This is a genomic window from Streptococcus sp. Marseille-Q7156 (genome assembly GCF_965119495.1).
This window is the reverse complement of sequence record NZ_CBCPLU010000001.1, coordinates 1,158,630-1,177,670: the sequence shown is the minus strand read 5'-3', so window position 1 is coordinate 1,177,670 and position 19,041 is coordinate 1,158,630. Positions and strand designations below refer to the sequence as shown.

The window sequence follows — 19,041 nt, the reverse complement described above, 5'->3', positions numbered from 1 at the left end:
TTATGGAATTTACAGATATTGCGATGGAATTATCCAAGGAAGCTTGGCAGGCTTCCTTTCATCACCCCTTTGTATTACAGTTACAAGAGGGAAATTTAGAACCGTCCATCTTTCGCTATTACTTGATTCAGGATGCCTACTATTTGAAGGCCTTCTCAGAAGCCTATCACCTCTTGGCTGGTAAGACTTCAAACCAAGAGATGAAAAGACTCTTGAAACAAAATGCTCAGAGTCTAGTGGAAGGTGAGTTGTTTATCCGCCAACAATTTTTCAAGGAATTGGAAATCAGCGACCAGGAAATGGAGCAACATCCAATCGCTCCAACCTGCTATCATTATATCTCTCACATTTATCGTCAATTTGAAGAAGCAAATCTAGCCATTGCCTTTGCAAGCTTGCTGCCTTGTCCTTGGTTATACCATGATATAGGCAAATCACTTAATCTTAAACCATCACCAAATCCTCTCTACCAACAATGGATTGAAACTTATATTACGGATGAGTTGGAGCAGCAGATCAGAGAGGAAGAAGTTTTGGTCAATCAGCTCTATCGAGAAAGTGACGAGACAGACAAGAAAAAAATGCTAGATGCCTTCCACATTAGTGTTCATATGGAAGCTAAGTTTTGGGAAATGGCCTACCAACACCAGACATGGAAGAGCGATTTACAGTCTTTAGAAACAGGAGAAGAATAGAAATATGAGAAAGCACCAATTACAAGTTCACAAATTAACCATTTTATCCATGATGATTGCCCTTGATGTAGTCCTTACGCCTATCTTTCGGATTGAGGGAATGGCACCGATGTCCAGTGTAGTCAATATTCTAGCAGGAATCATGATGGGACCTGTTTATGCTTTGGTTATGGCTACAGTGACAGCCTTTATCCGTATGACGACTCAAGGGATTCCGCCTTTGGCTCTCACAGGAGCGACTTTTGGAGCCCTTCTAGCAGGTCTCTTTTATAAGTATGGTCGAAAATTTCACTTTTCTGCCTTGGGAGAAATTGTGGGAACAGGTATTATTGGTTCAATTGTTTCCTATCCTGTTATGGTACTCTTTACAGGATCAGCTGCAAAGCTTAGCTGGTTTATCTATACTCCTCGATTTTTCGGAGCAACCTTGATTGGTACAGCGATTTCCTTTATTGCCTTTCGATTTTTAATCAAGCAGGAATTCTTTAAAAAAGTGCAGGGATATTTCTTTGATGAAAGGATAGACTGATGCAGGAATTGACAAATCCTTTTCCTATAGGCTCTAGTTCCCTCATTCACTGTATTACCAATGAGATTTCTTGTGAGATGCTAGCAAATGGGATTTTGGCTCTGGGATGCAAACCTGTCATGGCAGATGATTCCCGTGAGGTTCTTGATTTTACTAAGCAAAGCCAGGCACTCTTCATCAATTTGGGGCATTTGTCAGCTGAGAAGGAAAAAGCAATCCGTATGGCAGCTTCTTATGCAGCTCAAGCTGGTCTCCCAATGGTAGTAGATGCGGTTGGCGTAACAGCTTCATCCATTCGTAAGAGCTTAGTTAAAGACCTTTTAGACTATAGACCTACGGTCCTTAAAGGAAACATGTCGGAAATTCGAAGTCTTGTTGGCTTAAAACACCACGGCGTTGGGGTCGATGCGAGTGCTAAAGATCAAGAAACTGAGGATTTACTTCAAGTCTTGAAAGACTGGTGTCAGACCTATCCTGGTATGTCATTCTTAGTTACTGGCCCTAAGGATCTCATCGTTTCCAAGAATCAAGTTGCTGTATTGGAGAATGGCTGTGCAGAATTGGATTGGATAACAGGGACAGGAGACTTGGTTGGAGCCTTGACAGCCGTTTTTCTCAGCCAAGGAATGACTGGCTTTGAAGCTTCTTGCCTAGCGGTCTCTTATCTCAATATCTCTGCTGAGAGAATAGTTGTCCAAGGAATGGGATTGGAAGATTTTCGATACCAAGTTCTCAATCAGCTTTCGCTCCTCAAAAGAGATGAAAACTGGCTAGCCGCTATCAAAGGAGATATTTATGAATAGAGAGGCGCTTAGACTGTATCTGGTAACCAACCGCTACCAAGATTCCTTGGAAAGCTTTCTTGAAAAGATTGAGACGGCTTGCCGTTCAGGGGTTACCATAGTCCAATTACGAGAAAAAAATCTCACAACCAATCAATATTATCAACTGGCAAAAAAAGTCAAGGAAATAACAGATGCCTATCAGGTACCCTTGATAATCGATGATCGTTTGGATGTTTGTCTTGCAGTTGATGCTGCTGGTCTGCATATTGGAGACGATGAACTACCAGTTTCGGTTGCCAGACAAGTCTTGGGCCCTGACAAAATACTTGGTGTCACAGCTAAAACTGTAAAAAGAGCCCTCGAGGCAGAAGAAGGAGGGGCGAATTACTTGGGGACAGGAGCCATTTTCCCGACTACGACCAAGGAAAATGCACCCATCACTCTGATTTCAACCTTGAAGACAATTTGCCAAAGGGTTGCCATTCCAGTAGTTGCTATTGGCGGCTTGACATCAGAGAATATTGACCAACTTGCCGCAACTGGCATAGCTGGAGTAGCTGTAGTGCGTGATTTGATGCAGGCAGAAGATATAGAGGCAAAAGCGCAATCCTTTTTGACAAAGTTGGATGACATTATTTTCTAATTAATAATCAATGAAAATCAAAGAGCAAACTAGGAAGCTAGCTGCAGGTTGCTCAAAACACAGCTTTGAGATTGCAGATAAAACTGACGTAGTTTGAAGAGATTTTCGAAGACTATAAAAACTCTCTAATTCCCTTAAAGTGGGAACTAGAGAGTTTTTTTAATCTTTAAAGCTTGTATGGTTGACTGGGCCAGAACCATGACCGAGTTGAGGGGCGTCTTGGATGGCTTTCGTGATAAAGGCCTTGGCCTTATCAACTGCCTGATAAAGGCTTTTTCCCTTGGCTAGTTCAGCAGTAATCACTGCAGCAAAGGTACATCCAGTACCATGTGTATGACAGGTTTGAATTCGTGGACTTTCCCAGACAAATTGGTCATCCTTGGTAAAGAGGAAATCCTTAGCACCGCCTTCGAGATGCCCACCTTTAATAACAACAGACTGAGGACCAAATTCTTTTAAAATCAGGCGACCAGCACGCTGCATGTCTTCAGGATCATGGATTGAAAAACCGACAATTTCTTCTGCCTCAGGAAGATTGGGAGTGATAATACTTGCAAGGGGAAGTAGGTTTGTTTTTAGGTAAGTTCTGGCACTAGTATCAATCAGGGTATCACCGCTTGTTGCGACCATAACAGGATCAAGGACGTAGGGGCAGTCCAGCATTTTAAGATAGGGTTGGATGATTTCCATGATTTCAGTAGTTGCCAACATTCCAGTTTTTACAGCCTGAGGTGGAATATCCGAAAAGACATTCTCCAATTGGGCTTTTAACATTTGAGGAGAAACGTGCTCGATTAATTGAACACCTCTGGTATTTTGAGCGACAAGACTGGTCACAACGGCCATTCCATAGACATCTCTAGCTTGGAACGACTTTAAATCAGCCATAATGCCAGCACCGCCACTAGGGTCAGTCCCTGCAATGGTCAGAGCAACGGGTAAATAAGTCATCTAAAACCTCCCAACCAACTGAAGTTTGTATTCTTAAGGACAAGCTAGTCTGTTTTAGAAAGGTAATAGAAGACTGTTAGTCCCCATTATCATGTCCACTTCCATCAGCTAGCATTACCTAGATTGAGTCAAAGGGTCTAACAGTCGTTAATCTCAGCTTTACGCACCCCTAGTGGTTGTTTTCTTTTTTCTTTAGTATAGCATATTTTTATAATTTATATAGTAAGATTTGACTGAAAATCTTTTATCAAATGATTAAAATTCTATTTTTCAAAAAAAAGACTAATTTCATAGTTGATAAATGTAGATTTTCGAAGTATACTAATAACTGTAATCGACAAATGTAGATTTTGGAGGTGTGCTAATGCAGATTTCAGATGCGGAATGGCAAGTGATGAAGATTATTTGGATGCAAGGAGAGCAGACTAGTACGGATTTAATCAGGGTTCTGGCTGAGCGGTTCGACTGGTCCAAGTCAACCATTCAAACTCTTTTGGCTCGTCTGGTTGAGAAAGAGTGTCTGACTCGGAAAAAAGAAGGCAAGTCCTTTGTCTATTCAGCCCTTTTAACTTTGGATCAAAGTCGAGACTTGCTTGTCCAAGATATTAAAGATAAGGTTTGTTCCCGTAGGATTAAGAATTTGTTGGCTGATTTGATTGCTGAATGTGATTTTACTCAGGCTGACTTGGAATACTTGGAAGCTGTGATTTCTGAGAAGAAATCAAGCGCTGTGACAGAAGTAAAATGTAATTGTATGTAAAGGAGACGTCATGTTAAATAGTATTGTAACCATTGTTTGTATTGCCCTTATCGCGTTTATCTTGTTTTGGTTTTTCAAAAAGCCTGAAAAATCTGGACAAAAGGCCCAGCAAAAAAACGGCTACCAAGAGATTCGAGTGGAGGTCATGGGGGGCTATACGCCTGAGTTGATTATCCTCAAGAAATCAGTGCCAGCCCGCATTGTCTTTGATCGCAAGGATCCTTCACCTTGTTTGGATCAGATTGTTTTTCCAGATTTTGGTGTACATGCAGATTTGCCTATGGGTGAAGAGTATGTAGTGGAAATCACACCTGAGCAGGCTGGAGAATTTGGCTTTGCTTGTGGTATGAACATGATGCACGGTAAGATGATTGTAGAGTAGGTGGAGACTATGACAGAAATTGTGAAAGCAAGCCTAGAAAATGGCATTCAAAAAATCCGTATCACGGCAGACAAAGGCTACCATCCAGCCCATATACAGCTTCAAAAAGGGATTCCAGCTGAGATTACCTTTCATCGAGCAACTCCTTCAAACTGTTACAAGGAAATTCTGTTTGAAGAAGAAGGCATCTTGGAACCAATTGGCTTAGATGAGGAGAAAGTCATTCGTTTTACACCTCAAGAATTAGGTAAACATGAATTTTCTTGTGGTATGAAGATGCAAAAGGGAAGTTATACAGTTGTTGAGAAGACTCGAAAATCTCTATCACTTTTACAGCGTTTTTGGATTACTAGTATCTTTACTGTGCCTCTTGTGATCCTCATGATTGGGATGTCGACAGGAGGAATTAGTCACCAAGTCATGCGTTGGGGCACCTTTTTAGCCACAACACCGATTATGCTAGTAGCAGGTGGTCCTTATATCCAAAGTGCTTGGGCTAGTTTTAAAAAGCACAATGCCAACATGGATACCTTGGTTGCTCTGGGAACCCTAGTGGCCTATTTCTATAGCTTAGTTGCCCTCTTCGCTGGCCTCCCCGTTTACTTTGAAAGTGCTGCCTTTATCTTCTTCTTCGTTCTTATGGGAGCCGTTTTTGAGGAGAAAATGCGGAAAAATACTTCCCAAGCTGTGGAGAAATTACTTGACTTGCAGGCTAAAACTGCAGAAGTCTTGCGTGAGGATAACTATGTTCAAGTCCCTTTGGAGCAAGTCAAGGTAGGTGACCTGATTCGAGTGCGTCCCGGTGAAAAGATTGCGGTTGATGGTGTCGTAGTAGAAGGTATCTCTAGTATTGATGAGTCTATGGTGACAGGTGAGAGTCTGCCTGTGGACAAGACAGTTGGAGATACTGTCATTGGCTCAACTATCAATAATAGCGGAACACTTGTTTTTAGAGCAGAAAAAGTTGGTTCAGAGACTGTTTTGGCTCAGATTGTGGATTTTGTGAAGAAAGCTCAGACAAGTCGTGCGCCGATTCAGGACTTGACGGATAAAATTTCAGGCATTTTTGTCCCAGCAGTCGTCATTTTAGGGATTGTGACCTTTTGGGTTTGGTTCGTCTTGCTCAGGGATAGTGTAGTCGTGCTTGGAGCGAGCTTTGTGTCTTCGCTTCTCTATGGAGTAGCAGTTCTGATTATTGCCTGCCCTTGTGCCTTGGGACTTGCAACACCGACAGCCCTTATGGTGGGGACAGGTCGCAGTGCCAAGATGGGAGTTCTCCTCAAAAATGGAACGGTTCTACAGAAAATCCAGAAAGTCCAAACTATTGTTTTTGATAAGACAGGAACTTTGACGGAAGGGAAACCTGTGGTCACAGATATCATCGGCGACGAAGTAGAAGTCCTTGGATTGGCAGCTTCCTTGGAAGAAGCTTCTCAACACCCACTGGCTGAAGCCGTTGTGAAACGAGCGACTGAAGCTGGACTTGAGCTTCAAACTGTTGAAAATTTCCAAGCCTTGCACGGAAAAGGTGTCTCAGGGCAAATCAATGGAAAACAAGTTCTGCTTGGAAATGCTAAAATGCTGGATGGCATGAACATTTCTAGCACTTATCAAGAAAAACTAGAACAACTGGAAAAAGAAGCTAAGACAGTTGTGTTCTTGGCTGTTGAGAATGAAATCAAAGGCTTGCTTGCTCTGCAAGATATTCCTAAGGAAAATGCTAAGCTTGCCATCAGTCAGTTGAAAAAACGAGGTCTTAAAACAGTCATGCTGACAGGAGACAATGCAGGTGTGGCGCGTGCTATTGCCGATCAGATCGGAATCGAAGAGGTCATTGCAGGTGTCTTGCCAGAGGAAAAAGCTCATGAAATCCATAAACTACAAGCGTCTGGCAAAGTAGCCTTTGTTGGGGATGGTATCAATGACGCTCCTGCCCTTAGTGTAGCAGATGTGGGGATTGCTATGGGAGCTGGAACAGATATTGCCATCGAGTCAGCAGATTTGGTGTTGACAACTAATAACCTCCTAGGAGTGGTTCGTGCTTTTGACATGAGTAAGAAAACCTTTAATCGAATTCTGCTCAATCTTTTCTGGGCCTTTATCTACAATGTCGCCGGAATTCCGATTGCAGCAGGAGTCTTTTCTGGTGTTGGACTGGCCCTCAATCCAGAACTGGCAGGTCTAGCTATGGCCTTTAGTTCTGTATCCGTTCTGACTAGTTCACTCTTACTAAACTTTAGTAAAATAGATTAAAAGCGGGCTTGCTCGCTTTTTATACTCTTCAAAAATCTCTTCCAACCACGTCAGCTTTGTCTGCAACCTCAAAGCTGTGCTTTGAGCAACCTGTGGCGAGCTTCCTAGTTTGCTCTGTGATTTTCATTGAGTATTATAAAACAGAAGTTAAAAACGTTTTCAAACTGTACTGTAATAGAGAATAAAAACTTCTGAGCAGATTCTTAGTAAAGTCAAAATAAATGTGATAAATTAGTATTGTAAAAATTTACTGAAACGTTTTCAAAAACTATATGAAACCTTTTTTAGTAGATTTAAAAATATTTGAAGGAGAGTTATCATTATGACTCAAGGGAAAATTACTGCATCTGCAGCAATGCTTAATGTATTGAAAACATGGGGCGTAGACACAATCTACGGTATCCCATCAGGAACACTCAGCTCATTGATGGATGCTTTGGCTGAAGACAAAGATATCCGCTTCTTGCAAGTTCGTCACGAAGAAACAGGTGCTCTTGCAGCGGTTATGCAAGCTAAATTCGGCGGCTCAATCGGGGTTGCAGTTGGTTCAGGTGGTCCAGGTGCGACTCACTTGATTAACGGTGTTTACGATGCAGCTATGGATAACACTCCATTCCTAGCAATCCTTGGATCACGTCCAGTTAACGAACTCAACATGGATGCTTTCCAAGAATTGAACCAAAACCCAATGTACAACGGTATCGCTGTATATAACAAACGTGTAGCTTACGCTGAGCAATTGCCAAAAGTAATTGACGAAGCTTGCCGTGCTGCAGTTTCTAAAAAAGGTCCAGCTGTTGTTGAAATCCCAGTAAACTTCGGTTTCCAAGAAATCGACGAAAACTCTTACTATGGATCTGGTTCATACGAACGTTCATTTATCGCTCCTGCTTTGAACGAAGTTGAAATCGACAAAGCTGTTGAAATCTTGAACAATGCTGAACGTCCAGTTATCTATGCTGGTTACGGTGGTGTTAAAGCTGGTGAAGTGATTACTGAATTGTCACGTAAAATCAAAGCACCAATCATTACAACTGGTAAAAACTTTGAAGCTTTCGAATGGAACTATGAAGGTTTGACAGGTTCTGCTTACCGTGTTGGTTGGAAACCAGCCAACGAAGTGGTCTTTGAAGCAGACACAGTTCTTTTCCTTGGTTCAAACTTCCCATTTGCTGAAGTTTACGAAGCATTCAAGAACACTGAAAAATTTATCCAAGTGGATATCGACCCTTACAAACTTGGTAAACGTCATGCCCTAGACGCTTCAATCCTTGGTGACGCAGGTCAAGCAGCTAAAGCTATCCTTGACAAAGTAAACCCAGTTGAATTAACTCCATGGTGGCGTGCAAACGTTAAGAATAACCAAAACTGGCGTGATTACATGAACAAACTCGAAGGTAAAACTGAGGGTGAATTGCAATTGTATCAAGTTTACAATGCAATCAACAAACATGCTGATCAAGACGCTATCTACTCAATCGACGTAGGTGACACTACTCAAACATCTACTCGTCACCTTCACATGACACCTAAGAACATGTGGCGTACATCTCCACTCTTTGCGACAATGGGTATTGCCCTTCCTGGTGGTATCGCTGCTAAGAAAGACAATCCAGATCGCCAAGTATGGAACATCATGGGTGACGGTGCATTCAACATGTGCTACCCAGACGTTATCACAAACGTTCAATACGACCTTCCAGTTATCAACGTTGTCTTCTCAAATGGTAAATATGCCTTCATCAAGGACAAATACGAAGACACAAACAAACACTTGTTTGGTTGTGACTTCCCTAATGCTGACTATGCGAAAATCGCTGAAGCTCAAGGAGCTGTTGGATTTACAGTTGACCGTATCGAAGACATCGATGCAGTTGTTGCAGAAGCTGTTAAATTGAGCAAAGAAGGTAAAACTGTTGTTATCGATGCTCGCATCACTCCACACCGTCCACTTCCAGTAGAAGTACTTGAATTGGATCCAAAACTTCACTCAGAAGAAGCAATCAAAGCTTTCAAGGAAAAATACGAAGCAGAAGAACTCGTACCATTCCGTCTCTTCTTGGAAGAAGAAGGATTGCAATCACGCGCAATTAAATAATTCCTTCGTGGAACTTAAAAAGATCGGAGCAATCCGGTCTTTTTATGGAGGATAGTAAATGAATTTAAATCAATTAGATATTATCGTTTCAGATGTTCCACAAGTCTGTGCTGACTTGGAGCGTATTTTGGATAAAAAGTCCGATTATGTTGATGACAGTTTTGCTCAGTTTACGATTGGCAGTCACTGTTTGATGTTGTCCCAAAATCATTTGATTCCTTTGGAAGATTTTCAGTCAGGAATCATTCTTCATATCGAGGTTGAGGATGTAGACCAGAACTACAAACGGTTGAACGAGCTTGGTATCCAGGTTTTAAACGGTCCAACTGTAACCGATTGGGGAACAGAGTCCTTATTAGCTAAAGGCCCTGCTGGTCTAGTGATTGATTTTTATCGTATGAAATAGGTAATTCTATTATCAAATTTTTTATCTAAACATTCTTGGAGTGAAACTTAAAAAGATCGGAGCAATTCGATCTTTTTTGTATTTATGCGACTTTCAGTCCGTCTCGCTCCGTTAGGTGCGAGACAAAAAACCACCCGTTTTCACGGGTGGTTATGATTTCTACACTTATTGTTTGGCTTCCTGTTTTAATTGTTGCACCTGTTCCTCGTACTGGACAAGCTCCCTGTCTTTTATATTGATAGTCGCTTCTGCTTCAGCAATGCGGCTTCTCAGATCTTGAGTCTTGTTATGGTGATAGCTAATACCAATAGCACTACCAGCAATGATCCCGATTACTAGACAAGTAAAAATCACCAAAATCAAGGGAGCAGATAGTTGTGTAAAGACAAGACTGACAGTTACTGTTTGACGATTGAGTAGACCAAATGAGATCACAATGACTAATAAGCTCAAACCGCCAATTAGATAAGCCTTATCTTTCAGTGACAATTCATTAAATTTTTTTAGCATAAGTTCCTTTTCTCCTGACTATGTTGATAGAAAACTACACACCATTTAGGTATTAACAAAATTCATTTTACTAGAAAATTTCGATACTGTCAATAATTTCTAACGGCTTATTTACCATCAATCAATCGATTCATTGAAAAGGAGTATTCATTTTCTAATATTTGATTGAGTAAACAGAACGGAGCAATTCGGTCTTTTTTCTGTTCCCTCTTTCTTATAACAAGATTGTGATAGTTTATATCTTTATAACAAAAGTTTTAAAGACTTGATTGTTTTGAAAGAATATTTTAAAATAAGATTCAGTAAAAATGAAAGAGGTTTTGAAAATGTCTGAAAAACAAATGAAAATTTTAGGTTGGGTAGCGACCTTTATGTCTGTTATGATGTATGTGTCTTACTTCCCACAAATCATGAACAATCTGGCTGGTCAAAAAGGAAATTTCATCCAGCCCTTGGTTGCTGCCATCAACTGTAGTCTCTGGGTTTACTACGGTCTTTTCAAAAAAGAAAGAGATATCCCCCTTGCAGCAGCTAATGCACCAGGTATTATTTTTGGCCTAGTGACGGTTATTACAGCTTTGATTTAAAAGGAACAGAGGAGACTAGTTTTCAGTCTTCTTTTTTGTTTCAGGGGAGGCTATTTACTTTTTCTAGAGGATAATTTTTTAAAAAACAATCTGATAAACTTAAATAGTAGAATAGTATCAGTATGTCACAGTATTTTATAAGAAAAGGTTTACAGAATAAGTTATAATATAAGTAAATGAACAAGCAAATAAGAAAGTGAGTAGAGTTATGACCGAAAAACTGACTTTTCCGGATGGTTTCTTGTGGGGCGGAGCGACAGCTGCCAACCAGTGTGAGGGTGCTTATAATTTAGAAGGTCGTGGATTGGCGAATGTGGATGTCGTCCCCATCGGTCCAGATCGTGAAGCCATTATCACAGGTCAGAAAAAGATGTTTTTGTTTGAGGAGGGCTATTTTTACCCAGCAAAAGAAGCCATTGATATGTACCATCATTACAAGGAAGATATTGCTCTTTTTGCAGAGATGGGTTTTAAGACTTATCGGCTTTCCATTGCTTGGACTCGGATTTTTCCTAAGGGTGACGAAACCGAGCCAAATGAAGCTGGTCTAGCCTTTTATGAGGATTTGTTTAAGGGATGTCACAAGTATGGAATCCAACCTCTGGTAACCATTACTCATTTCGACTGTCCTATGCACTTGATTGAAGAGTACGGTGGATGGCGCAATCGTCGGATGTTAGACTTCTATGAAAAACTTTGTCGCACACTCTTTACCCGCTATAAGGGTTTGGTCAAATATTGGCTTACCTTCAACGAAATCAACATGATTCTCCACGCCCCCTTTATGGGAGCTGGACTCTATTTTGAAGAAGGAGAAAATCAAGAACAGGTCAAATACCAAGCGGCTCACCATGAGTTGGTGGCTTCAGCCATGACGACTAAACTTGCCCACGAAATTGACCCAGAAAACAAGGTGGGATGTATGTTGGCCGCAGGGCAATACTATCCTAACACAGCCCATCCGAGAGATTACTGGGCAGCCATGGAGGAAGACCGCAAGAGTTACTTCTTCATTGATGTTCAAGCGCGTGGGGAATACCCAAATTACGCAAAGAAGCAGTGGGAGCGTGAGGGAATTGAGATTCAAATGACGGCAGAAGATTTGATTTTGTTGAAGAACAATACTGTTGACTTTGTTTCCTTCTCTTACTATGCAAGTCGAGTAGCCTCAGGTGATCCAGAAGTTAAAGAATTAACTGCTGGAAATGTTTTTGCCTCTCTCAAAAATCCCTATCTAGAATCCTCAGAATGGGGGTGGCAGATTGACCCACTTGGGCTTCGAATCACCCTCAATGCCATCTGGGATCGTTACCAAAAGCCAATGTTCATCGTAGAAAATGGACTCGGCGCTATGGATACACCGGATGAGAATGGTTATGTTGCAGATGACTATCGGATTGCTTACTTAGAAGCTCATATCAAGGCTATGCGAGATGCCATTTACCAAGATGGTGTTGACTTGCTTGGTTATACGACTTGGGGCTGTATCGATCTGGTTTCAGCTGGCACAGGGGAAATGAATAAGCGCTATGGCTTTATCTATGTGGATAGAGATAATGCTGGTTATGGAAGCCTCAAACGTAGCAAGAAGAAATCCTTTTACTGGTACAAGGATGTTATTGCGAGCAATGGTGCAAGCATTGAGTAGTGCACATTTGTTCACTATTTTTATAAAATCTTCTCCCTACTTTATAATATGTGAAAAAGAGTTCAATTAGATGGAGCTTTTTGCTATAATGAGGGGAGAAAAATCAGACAGGAGATCGACATGTCAGAACCATTATTTTTACAATCAGTTATGCAAGAAAAAATCTGGGGTGGTACCAAGTTACATGATGAGTTTGGCTACGACATCCCAAGTGAAAAAATCGGAGAATATTGGGCCATCTCAGCCCATCCAAATGGTGTCTCTAAAGTTTCCAATGGTCGTTTTGAGGGAACAGATCTTGCTACTTTGTATGCGGAACACCGTGAATTGTTTGGCAATCGTCCTGAGTCTGTATTTCCGCTTTTGACTAAGATTCTGGATGCTAACGACTGGCTCAGCGTCCAAGTTCATCCAGACGATGCCTATGGACTAGAGCATGAAGGCGAACTCGGAAAAACAGAATGCTGGTACATCATAGCTGCGGATGAAGGCTCAGAGATTATCTACGGTCACAATTCCAAGTCAAAAGAAGAACTCCGCCAGCAAATCGAGGATAAAAACTGGGAGGACTTGCTGACAAAAGTGCCTGTTAAGGCTGGAGATTTCTTCTATGTGCCAAGTGGCACCATGCATGCTATTGGTGCGGGTATTTTAATCCTTGAAACACAACAATCTAGTGATACAACCTACCGTGTCTATGACTTTGACCGTAAGGATGATAATGGTAACTTGCGTGAACTTCACCTTGAAAAATCCATTGATGTATTGAACATTGGTGAGCCTGCAAATAGCCGTCCTGTGACTGTCAAAGCAGATGATTTGCGTTCAACTCTCCTTGTCTCTAATGATTTTTTTGCTGTCTACAAGTGGGAAATCACAGGAAAAGTTGAATTTGAGAAGACGGCTGATTACAGCTTGTTTAGTGTCTTGGCTGGTCAAGGGAAACTGACTGTAGACGGAAAAGATTATCCAATTCAAAAAGGCAGCCACTTTATCCTACCAAGTGATGTTGAAACTTGGACTCTGGAAGGGCAAGGTTTGGAATTGATTGTTAGCCATCCATAAAAAAGAAAGGGCCTGAGTTCACTACTCAAGTCCTTTTTGATTACATAAATTGGGCGATAAAGACCACAATGATGATGATTGGGATGATAAAGCGAAGAAGGAAGAACCAGACTTGGAAAAGTCCCTGTTTCCATGCTGTTTCATCGAGATGGAGTTCCTCCATTGCAAGAGCCTTTTTAAAGATATAGCCTGTAAAAAGTGAAAGGCAGAGAGCTCCAAATGGCATGAGGAGATTGGAAACCAAGAAGTCCATAGCGTCAAAGAAGGTCTTCCCAAAGATGTGAACATCCGCCATGACACCGTAAGATAGGGCTGAGGGAATGCCAAAGACAAAGGTCAAGATTCCCAAAATGGCACTCCACATGGCACGCTTGCTGTTGTCCTGATTGGTGATATTGCCCACATTGATTTCCAGCATAACGACAGAAGAAGTGACTGTCGCAAAGAGGAAGAGCAAGAGGAAGAGGATGTAGAAAATGGTTCCAAAAGGCATCTTGTCAAAGAGTTGAGGCAAGACGATAAAGAGCAGGCTTGGTCCCCCTTCAGACTGGATATTGAAGGCTGACATGGCTGGGAAAATGGCTAGACCTGCCATGATGGATACCGAGATATTCATGGCAACGATGGAAATCCCTGATTGAACCAGATTGGTTTTCTTGTCCAAGTAAGAAGCATAGGTCAACATGGCTGTAACCCCTAGTGAGAGGGCAAAGAAAGATTGTCCCAGAGCATAGAGGAGACCAGAACTGGTTAGTTTTGAAAAGTCTGGTTTTAGGAAGTAAAGAACCCCTTCCATGGCATTTGGCAAACTGAGAGAGCGCCCGATGATGACAACAAAGATGATAAAGAGCAGGGGCATCATGACTTTCGAAGCTCTTTCAATCCCTTTTTGAACCCCACGTGATACAATAAAGATATTCAAGAGGATAAAGGCTGCTTGAGCTCCAAGCGCAATGGCTGGATTTGAAATGATGGAAGTAAATAACTGAGCATAATCACCAGTTCCGCTAAGTTGGAACAATTTTCCAAACTCAATTCCTAGATAGACTAAAATCCATCCTCCAATAACACTGTAAAACGATAAAAGGATAAAGAGGGCAAAGGCACCAATCCAACCGATAAAGTTATACTTGCTATTCTTGCCGAGTTTTCCAAAGGTTTTAATTCCAGAGACACCAGCGCTTCGGCCGAGGGCAAATTCTGCAAGCAAAAGAGGGAAACCAATTAAAATAGTGGAAATGAGAAAGACTAATAAAAAGCCTCCTCCACCGTTAGCAGCAGTCATGTAAGGGAATTTCCAAACGGCACCAAGTCCGATGGCTGAACCAGCAGATGCTAGAATAAAGCCCAGTTTAGAACCCCATTGCGATTTTTCAGACATAGTTAAACTCCTAAAATTAGTATTACAAAAGAAAAAGCTACTGCCCTTGGCAAATAGCCTCATCAGTACTCAAAATGAGCCTTTCTTTTGATTGATAGACTTGACTATCCTATCATGTTTTCTAAGGTCTGTCAAGAAAACCATTTTCATGTTATGATAAAGTAAAAAATTTCGCAAAAACGCTTGACTCTGACCTAAGGGGAGGGGTTATACTATCAATGTAAGGAGGAAATCATGTACCATATAAAAGAAGCTGCGCAGCTTTCGGGCGTCTCTGTCAAGACCCTACACCACTACGATAAGATAGGACTTTTGGTTCCTTTAAAGTCGGAAAATGGCTATCGAACCTACAGTCAGGAGGATTTGGAACGCCTTCAGGTTATTCTTTATTACAAATATCTAGGTTTTTCTTTAGAAAAAATAGCAGAGCTATTAAAGGAAGAAAGGACAGATTTATTGCCTCATTTGACCAGGCAGTTGGACTATTTGACTCGAGAAAGGGAACATCTGGATACCTTGATTTCAACCTTGCAGAAAACCATTCAAGAACAAAAAGGAGAAAGAGAAATGAGCATTCAAGAGAAATTTGCTGGATTTAACTATCAAGACCATCAAAACTACCACCAAGAGGCGGTAGAGAAATATGGACAAGAAGTCATGGACCAAGCGCTGGAGCGCCAGAAAGGTCACGAAGACGAAGCTACGGCTGCCTTCAACCAAGTTTTTCGAGCCTTGTCACAAAATCTTCAAGCTGGACTGCCTGTAACAGCAACCGAAAATCAAGAAGAAGCCGCTAAACTCTTGCAAGCCATCCGTACTTATGGATTTGACTGCTCTATTGAGGTATTCGGTCATATCGGTAAAGGCTACGTCTACAACCCAGAATTTAAGGAAAACATTGACAAATTTGGACCTGGAACAGCCCAGTACACATCAGATGTGATTGCTCACTATGTCCAAACTCATACAAAATAAAATCGGAGGAGTATTCTTCCGATTTTTACTAAATTCAAGCACTACTTGCTTAATAATTTTTCTACCACATTTAACTTTCGCATGGTCAGATCAACGCCGAACAGCTTTTCAAGATAGTTGGTATTAAGTTTTTTTCGTTTTGCAGTTCTAGGGAGATAGAGGTAGAGACAGTGGTTACCGACACAAATTTCTTCTTCGCCGTAATCAATTTTCAATTTTTCTAAAGGGAGACTTTGAATAGATTCTTGATAAAAAATCACGTGTATACGGTCATAAAGATAGTGTTCTCCAAACGGGTGTTCTTGGACAATTTTTTTAAAATCACTTTTGTTCTTGATTACCATTTTTAAATCAGCACCAATATTTTCATTTATTAGAGTATGGACACGTTCTCGTATTTTTTCTAAATCTAAGTCACTTTCAAGAATGATATTCCCACTTTGAATATAGGTTCGAACTTGTTGAAAACCAGCTTCTGTCAAGATATCTACTAGATAAGACATTTTAGGGATAGCATTTTTTCCATTAGGAGTAACTCCCCTTAACAAGATAATATGTTCCAAAGTAGTTCCTTTCTTTTGGGGCTGATTTAGCCATTGAAAAATTTAGATTTAGATTGGATTTGATCCCGCAACCCAGCCGGTACAAAGGGCAGAAGTGATGTTAAAGCCACCTGTGTGGGCATTGATATCCATGACCTCGCCAGCAAAGTGGAGGCCAGGGACCAGCTTACTTTCTAGGGTTTTAGGGTTGATTTCCTTAAGACTGACACCACCCTTGGTAACAAATGACTTGGCGAGGGACATTTTACCAGTCATAGGGATTTTGAGGTTTTTGATAGACTGGAGCAGTTGTTCGCGTTCCTTTTCAGTCAGTTGTTTGACTTTGTCAGGATAGCCTTGCACAAAAAATTCTGCCAAGCGTTCTGGCAACAAGGTTCTTAAAGCGTTTTTCAAGGATTTTTCCCGATTTTCTTCTAGAAATGCAGCCAAGTCTTTCTCGGAAAGTTGAGGTAAAACATCTAGCGAGAGAACCTCCCCACCCTTGACAAAACTTGACATACGCAGGGCAGCAGGGCCTGATAAACCAAAGTGGGTAAAGAGCAAATCATGAGTGATGACATGCTTACCATAGCTTAGGGTCACATCGTCCAGCGAAATACCCTGCAAGACCTTGTGTGGAAAATCTGTCAACAAAGGACTTTCAGCGGCCTCAAGCTCGGTAATGGTGTGTTTAAAATGACGGGCAATCTCATGACCAAAGCCAGTCGAACCAGTAGAAGGATAGGATTTACCACCTGTTGTGACAATCAGTTTATCACAAGTGAAGGTTTGATCTGTGGATTTAAGGACAAAGTGATTTTCTACCTTTTTAACCGAAACAATTTCGGTTTGAGTAGCAACTTGGCCACCTAACTCAGTGATTTTCTTTTCCAAGGCTTCGATAATGGTACGAGATTTGTCGCTGGCCGGAAAGACGCGTCCGTGGTCTTCGACCTTAAGTTTAACACCATTTTCAGTAAAAAAGTTGATGATATCATGGTTATCAAATTGGGAGAATACACTATAAAGAAAGCGTCCGTTCCCAGGGATTCCAGCTAGTAGGTCGTCTAGAGTTCCGTTGTTAGTGACATTGCAACGGCCACCACCAGTGCCAGATAATTTTTTTCCAAGTTTCCGATTTTTTTCGATGAGGAGGGTTTTCTGTCCATAAAAGCTACTGGAAATCGTAGCCATCATGCCAGCAGGTCCTCCACCGATGACAATAGTATCAAAATGTTTCATAGCTCTATTGTACCACAAAAAAACAAGAGATGAAGTCACCTCTTGTCAAGAATGCAATTAATCAATTTCATATCCCATCAGCAAACCACCATCTTCTGCATAGAAACTGCAGAGGCCAGAGGTTGGTAGAATCTTGATATCCGCTTGTGGGAAGGTCTCGCGAATTCGTTCTGAGAGCTGTTGGCAACATTTCTCGTTATTACGTTGGGCCATGACAATACGGCCACCAGCATATCCAGCTTTTATCAATTCTTCATAGGCTGCCTGAATCGATTTCTTTGCTCCTCTTGCTTTTTGTAGCAATTCAAGGGTTCCAGTTTCACTAGCTTCTCCGACCATACGAATGTTGAGAAGGCCAACGACTGTACCGATAAGCTTGCTCAAACGGCCGTTCTTCACCAAGTTATCGACTTTGGCTAGGACAAAAAGTAACTTGGTTTTTTCTTGATAGGCAGTGATAGCTTCAACCACTTCTTCAAAAGATAAGCCCTGGTCAATCAAGTCATTCAATTTTTCTACGAGCAAGTCAACTTCCCCGCCAGCAGACAAACTATCAATTACATGAATCTTAGTGTCAGTATGCTCTTCCAGATAAATATTTTTTGCTAGTTGAGCACTATTGTGACTGCCAGAAAGAGTACCAGTGATGGTTACTAGAAAAATGTTTTTAGCTCCTTCAAATGCTCGCAAATAATCATCTGGGCTTGGACAAGCTGATTTTGAAGCTTCTGCGGTTGCATACATGGTTTCCATCATTTGGTCAATATCAAGACTGGCATCATCAACAAAGACCTGATCAGCTACTTGAATGGTTAAGGGAACACTCACAAAGGTCGTGTCAATAGCTGGTGTTGCCAGCTGACGATAATCACAACCAGAGTCAGCAATAATCTTCCAAGTCATAGAAATTCTCCATCTTTGCCATTTATACATTGACAAAGGTTCTGTCTTTTTTTACAATTATATCATGAAAGCCCTTGAAACAAAAGTCTCATCCGTCTGTTGTGACAAGTAGAAAGAAAATGTTATGTCTGAACGTAGAATCTCTGAAAAGTCTCTTGAAAATCTCAGAAAATCAAACCAAGAATCCAATTTATTAACTAGAGAAGCCATCGAAACAGCCCTCTTGCAGCTCTTGGAAAAAAAGGACTTGACCAAGATTAGTATTTCTGAATTGGTCAAACGTGCAGGCGTTTCGCGTGCAGCCTTTTATCGCAATTATGATTCTAAAGAGGAAATTTTAGAGAGTGTCTTTAAACGGAGTGTCCACAATATTATGGAACAGTTGCATCATTATGATTTAAAGACAGACCTTTATCTGGTCTGGGTTCACCTTTTCCGAGAAGCAAGAAAGGAGGCCAGAGTGATTCAATTGGCCTTAGATTACCATCTGGAAAAAATCTTTGTCCAAGCCATGCAGGAATTTTTAGAAAAATACCATGGAAAATCAAAAGGTGTCAGCTCTTATCTTCATTCCTTCTGGAGCTCAGCCATCGTCTCTGTTCTCCTAAAATGGATCAAGGATGGCATGAAGGTACCTGCTGAAAAGATTGCGGATTTACGGTTACCATTTTTTAAAAAATAGAGAA

At 41.2% G+C, this 19,041-nt stretch carries 20 protein-coding genes and 1 riboswitch; of the genes, 14 read left to right on the top strand and 6 right to left on the bottom strand.

What is annotated here, in order from left to right:
• Positions 1-2: 2 nt before the first annotated feature.
• The 4 genes from tenA to thiE are packed head-to-tail and all read left to right on the top strand — an operon-like array spanning position 3 to position 2,652.
• Positions 3-695, top strand: coding sequence for a thiaminase II (gene tenA / locus ACWPV5_RS05590; protein ID WP_454382742.1), 693 nt, complete (start codon positions 3-5; stop codon positions 693-695).
• A gap of 4 nt (positions 696-699) precedes the next feature.
• Positions 700-1,224, top strand: a complete 525-nt coding sequence (gene thiW, locus ACWPV5_RS05585) for an energy coupling factor transporter S component ThiW (RefSeq protein WP_261039649.1) — start codon at positions 700-702, stop codon at positions 1,222-1,224.
• On the top strand, positions 1,224-2,027 hold the full coding sequence (locus ACWPV5_RS05580; RefSeq protein WP_285301007.1) for a hydroxyethylthiazole kinase: 804 nt from the start codon (positions 1,224-1,226) through the stop codon (positions 2,025-2,027). The genes thiW and ACWPV5_RS05580 overlap by 1 nt, the downstream gene beginning before the upstream one ends.
• A complete protein-coding gene (gene thiE, locus ACWPV5_RS05575) occupies positions 2,020-2,652 on the top strand; it encodes a thiamine phosphate synthase (RefSeq protein ID WP_285301008.1) in 633 nt (210 codons plus the stop codon). The genes ACWPV5_RS05580 and thiE overlap by 8 nt, the downstream gene beginning before the upstream one ends.
• Positions 2,653-2,811: 159 nt before the next feature.
• On the opposite strand, the gene thiD is transcribed toward thiE, so the two are convergent.
• Complete coding sequence (gene thiD, locus ACWPV5_RS05570; protein WP_285301009.1) at positions 2,812-3,603, bottom strand: bifunctional hydroxymethylpyrimidine kinase/phosphomethylpyrimidine kinase; 792 nt, start codon at positions 3,601-3,603, stop codon at positions 2,812-2,814.
• 83 nt (positions 3,604-3,686) lie between these two features.
• Positions 3,687-3,784: riboswitch (TPP riboswitch) on the bottom strand.
• Between the two features lie 183 nt (positions 3,785-3,967).
• On the opposite strand from thiD, the gene ACWPV5_RS05565 reads away from it, so the two are divergent.
• From ACWPV5_RS05565 to ACWPV5_RS05545, 5 genes are all read left to right on the top strand, one after another.
• On the top strand, positions 3,968-4,363 hold the full coding sequence (locus tag ACWPV5_RS05565) for a CopY/TcrY family copper transport repressor (RefSeq protein ID WP_285301010.1): 396 nt from the start codon (positions 3,968-3,970) through the stop codon (positions 4,361-4,363).
• A gap of 10 nt (positions 4,364-4,373) precedes the next feature.
• Positions 4,374-4,745, top strand: coding sequence for a cupredoxin domain-containing protein (locus ACWPV5_RS05560; RefSeq protein ID WP_176139053.1), 372 nt, complete (start codon positions 4,374-4,376; stop codon positions 4,743-4,745).
• 9 nt (positions 4,746-4,754) lie between these two features.
• Positions 4,755-6,998 (top strand): heavy metal translocating P-type ATPase, encoded by a 2,244-nt coding sequence (locus tag ACWPV5_RS05555; RefSeq protein ID WP_454382738.1) that lies wholly within the window; start codon positions 4,755-4,757, stop codon positions 6,996-6,998.
• Positions 6,999-7,320: 322 nt separating this feature from the next.
• Positions 7,321-9,096, top strand: a complete 1,776-nt coding sequence (gene spxB / locus ACWPV5_RS05550; RefSeq protein ID WP_454382736.1) for a pyruvate oxidase — start codon at positions 7,321-7,323, stop codon at positions 9,094-9,096.
• 58 nt (positions 9,097-9,154) lie between these two features.
• A complete protein-coding gene (locus ACWPV5_RS05545) occupies positions 9,155-9,502 on the top strand; it encodes a VOC family protein (protein WP_261116816.1) in 348 nt (115 codons plus the stop codon).
• A 165-nt stretch (positions 9,503-9,667) separates the two neighbouring features.
• On the opposite strand, the gene ACWPV5_RS05540 is transcribed toward ACWPV5_RS05545, so the two are convergent.
• Positions 9,668-10,012 (bottom strand): lipopolysaccharide assembly protein LapA domain-containing protein, encoded by a 345-nt coding sequence (locus tag ACWPV5_RS05540; protein WP_000913393.1) that lies wholly within the window; start codon positions 10,010-10,012, stop codon positions 9,668-9,670.
• A 326-nt stretch (positions 10,013-10,338) separates the two neighbouring features.
• Here ACWPV5_RS05540 and ACWPV5_RS05535 point away from each other — a divergent pair, with 326 nt between their 5' ends.
• The 3 genes from ACWPV5_RS05535 (at position 10,339) to manA (ending at position 13,312) form a co-directional block, all read left to right on the top strand.
• Positions 10,339-10,599, top strand: coding sequence for a SemiSWEET family transporter (locus tag ACWPV5_RS05535; protein WP_001291472.1), 261 nt, complete (start codon positions 10,339-10,341; stop codon positions 10,597-10,599).
• A gap of 208 nt (positions 10,600-10,807) precedes the next feature.
• A complete protein-coding gene (locus ACWPV5_RS05530) occupies positions 10,808-12,247 on the top strand; it encodes a 6-phospho-beta-glucosidase (RefSeq protein ID WP_454382733.1) in 1,440 nt (479 codons plus the stop codon).
• A gap of 120 nt (positions 12,248-12,367) precedes the next feature.
• On the top strand, positions 12,368-13,312 hold the full coding sequence (gene manA, locus ACWPV5_RS05525) for a mannose-6-phosphate isomerase, class I (protein ID WP_454382731.1): 945 nt from the start codon (positions 12,368-12,370) through the stop codon (positions 13,310-13,312).
• A gap of 40 nt (positions 13,313-13,352) precedes the next feature.
• Here the strand turns inward: manA and ACWPV5_RS05520 are convergent, their stop codons facing one another.
• Positions 13,353-14,693, bottom strand: a complete 1,341-nt coding sequence (locus ACWPV5_RS05520; protein WP_454382729.1) for a sodium-dependent transporter — start codon at positions 14,691-14,693, stop codon at positions 13,353-13,355.
• A gap of 234 nt (positions 14,694-14,927) precedes the next feature.
• On the opposite strand from ACWPV5_RS05520, the gene ACWPV5_RS05515 reads away from it, so the two are divergent.
• Positions 14,928-15,668: a MerR family transcriptional regulator gene (locus tag ACWPV5_RS05515; protein WP_454382727.1), complete on the top strand. Its 741-nt coding sequence runs from the start codon at positions 14,928-14,930 to the stop codon at positions 15,666-15,668.
• 41 nt (positions 15,669-15,709) lie between these two features.
• Here ACWPV5_RS05515 and ACWPV5_RS05510 read toward each other — a convergent pair whose 3' ends face one another.
• Genes ACWPV5_RS05510 through ACWPV5_RS05500 form a run of 3 tightly spaced genes read right to left on the bottom strand, consistent with a single transcriptional unit; the run spans position 15,710 to position 18,355 of the window.
• Positions 15,710-16,231, bottom strand: coding sequence for a DUF1697 domain-containing protein (locus tag ACWPV5_RS05510; RefSeq protein WP_049535414.1), 522 nt, complete (start codon positions 16,229-16,231; stop codon positions 15,710-15,712).
• Between the two features lie 48 nt (positions 16,232-16,279).
• Positions 16,280-17,452, bottom strand: a complete 1,173-nt coding sequence (locus ACWPV5_RS05505) for an NAD(P)/FAD-dependent oxidoreductase (RefSeq protein ID WP_454382725.1) — start codon at positions 17,450-17,452, stop codon at positions 16,280-16,282.
• Positions 17,453-17,509: 57 nt separating this feature from the next.
• Positions 17,510-18,355: a DegV family protein gene (locus ACWPV5_RS05500; protein WP_454382723.1), complete on the bottom strand. Its 846-nt coding sequence runs from the start codon at positions 18,353-18,355 to the stop codon at positions 17,510-17,512.
• Positions 18,356-18,479: 124 nt separating this feature from the next.
• Between ACWPV5_RS05500 and ACWPV5_RS05495 the strand changes: the two genes are divergently transcribed.
• The gene (locus tag ACWPV5_RS05495; protein WP_000004132.1) at positions 18,480-19,037 is read left to right on the top strand and encodes a TetR/AcrR family transcriptional regulator; all 558 of its coding nucleotides are present in this window, start codon (positions 18,480-18,482) and stop codon (positions 19,035-19,037) included.
• Positions 19,038-19,041 lie beyond the last annotated feature (4 nt).

Coding starts and splice junctions, on each gene's coding strand:
- ACWPV5_RS05495 (WP_000004132.1), top strand. CDS start 18,480: ATGTCTGAACGTAGAATCTCTGAAAAGTCTCTTGAAAATCTCAGAAAA.
- ACWPV5_RS05540 (WP_000913393.1), bottom strand. CDS start 10,012: ATGCTAAAAAAATTTAATGAATTGTCACTGAAAGATAAGGCTTATCTA.
- manA (WP_454382731.1), top strand. CDS start 12,368: ATGTCAGAACCATTATTTTTACAATCAGTTATGCAAGAAAAAATCTGG.
- ACWPV5_RS05530 (WP_454382733.1), top strand. CDS start 10,808: ATGACCGAAAAACTGACTTTTCCGGATGGTTTCTTGTGGGGCGGAGCG.
- ACWPV5_RS05560 (WP_176139053.1), top strand. CDS start 4,374: ATGTTAAATAGTATTGTAACCATTGTTTGTATTGCCCTTATCGCGTTT.
- ACWPV5_RS05580 (WP_285301007.1), top strand. CDS start 1,224: ATGCAGGAATTGACAAATCCTTTTCCTATAGGCTCTAGTTCCCTCATT.
- thiE (WP_285301008.1), top strand. CDS start 2,020: ATGAATAGAGAGGCGCTTAGACTGTATCTGGTAACCAACCGCTACCAA.
- ACWPV5_RS05565 (WP_285301010.1), top strand. CDS start 3,968: ATGCAGATTTCAGATGCGGAATGGCAAGTGATGAAGATTATTTGGATG.
- ACWPV5_RS05535 (WP_001291472.1), top strand. CDS start 10,339: ATGTCTGAAAAACAAATGAAAATTTTAGGTTGGGTAGCGACCTTTATG.
- ACWPV5_RS05515 (WP_454382727.1), top strand. CDS start 14,928: ATGTACCATATAAAAGAAGCTGCGCAGCTTTCGGGCGTCTCTGTCAAG.
- tenA (WP_454382742.1), top strand. CDS start 3: ATGGAATTTACAGATATTGCGATGGAATTATCCAAGGAAGCTTGGCAG.
- ACWPV5_RS05520 (WP_454382729.1), bottom strand. CDS start 14,693: ATGTCTGAAAAATCGCAATGGGGTTCTAAACTGGGCTTTATTCTAGCA.
- ACWPV5_RS05500 (WP_454382723.1), bottom strand. CDS start 18,355: ATGACTTGGAAGATTATTGCTGACTCTGGTTGTGATTATCGTCAGCTG.
- spxB (WP_454382736.1), top strand. CDS start 7,321: ATGACTCAAGGGAAAATTACTGCATCTGCAGCAATGCTTAATGTATTG.
- ACWPV5_RS05555 (WP_454382738.1), top strand. CDS start 4,755: ATGACAGAAATTGTGAAAGCAAGCCTAGAAAATGGCATTCAAAAAATC.
- ACWPV5_RS05505 (WP_454382725.1), bottom strand. CDS start 17,452: ATGAAACATTTTGATACTATTGTCATCGGTGGAGGACCTGCTGGCATG.
- thiW (WP_261039649.1), top strand. CDS start 700: ATGAGAAAGCACCAATTACAAGTTCACAAATTAACCATTTTATCCATG.
- ACWPV5_RS05545 (WP_261116816.1), top strand. CDS start 9,155: ATGAATTTAAATCAATTAGATATTATCGTTTCAGATGTTCCACAAGTC.
- thiD (WP_285301009.1), bottom strand. CDS start 3,603: ATGACTTATTTACCCGTTGCTCTGACCATTGCAGGGACTGACCCTAGT.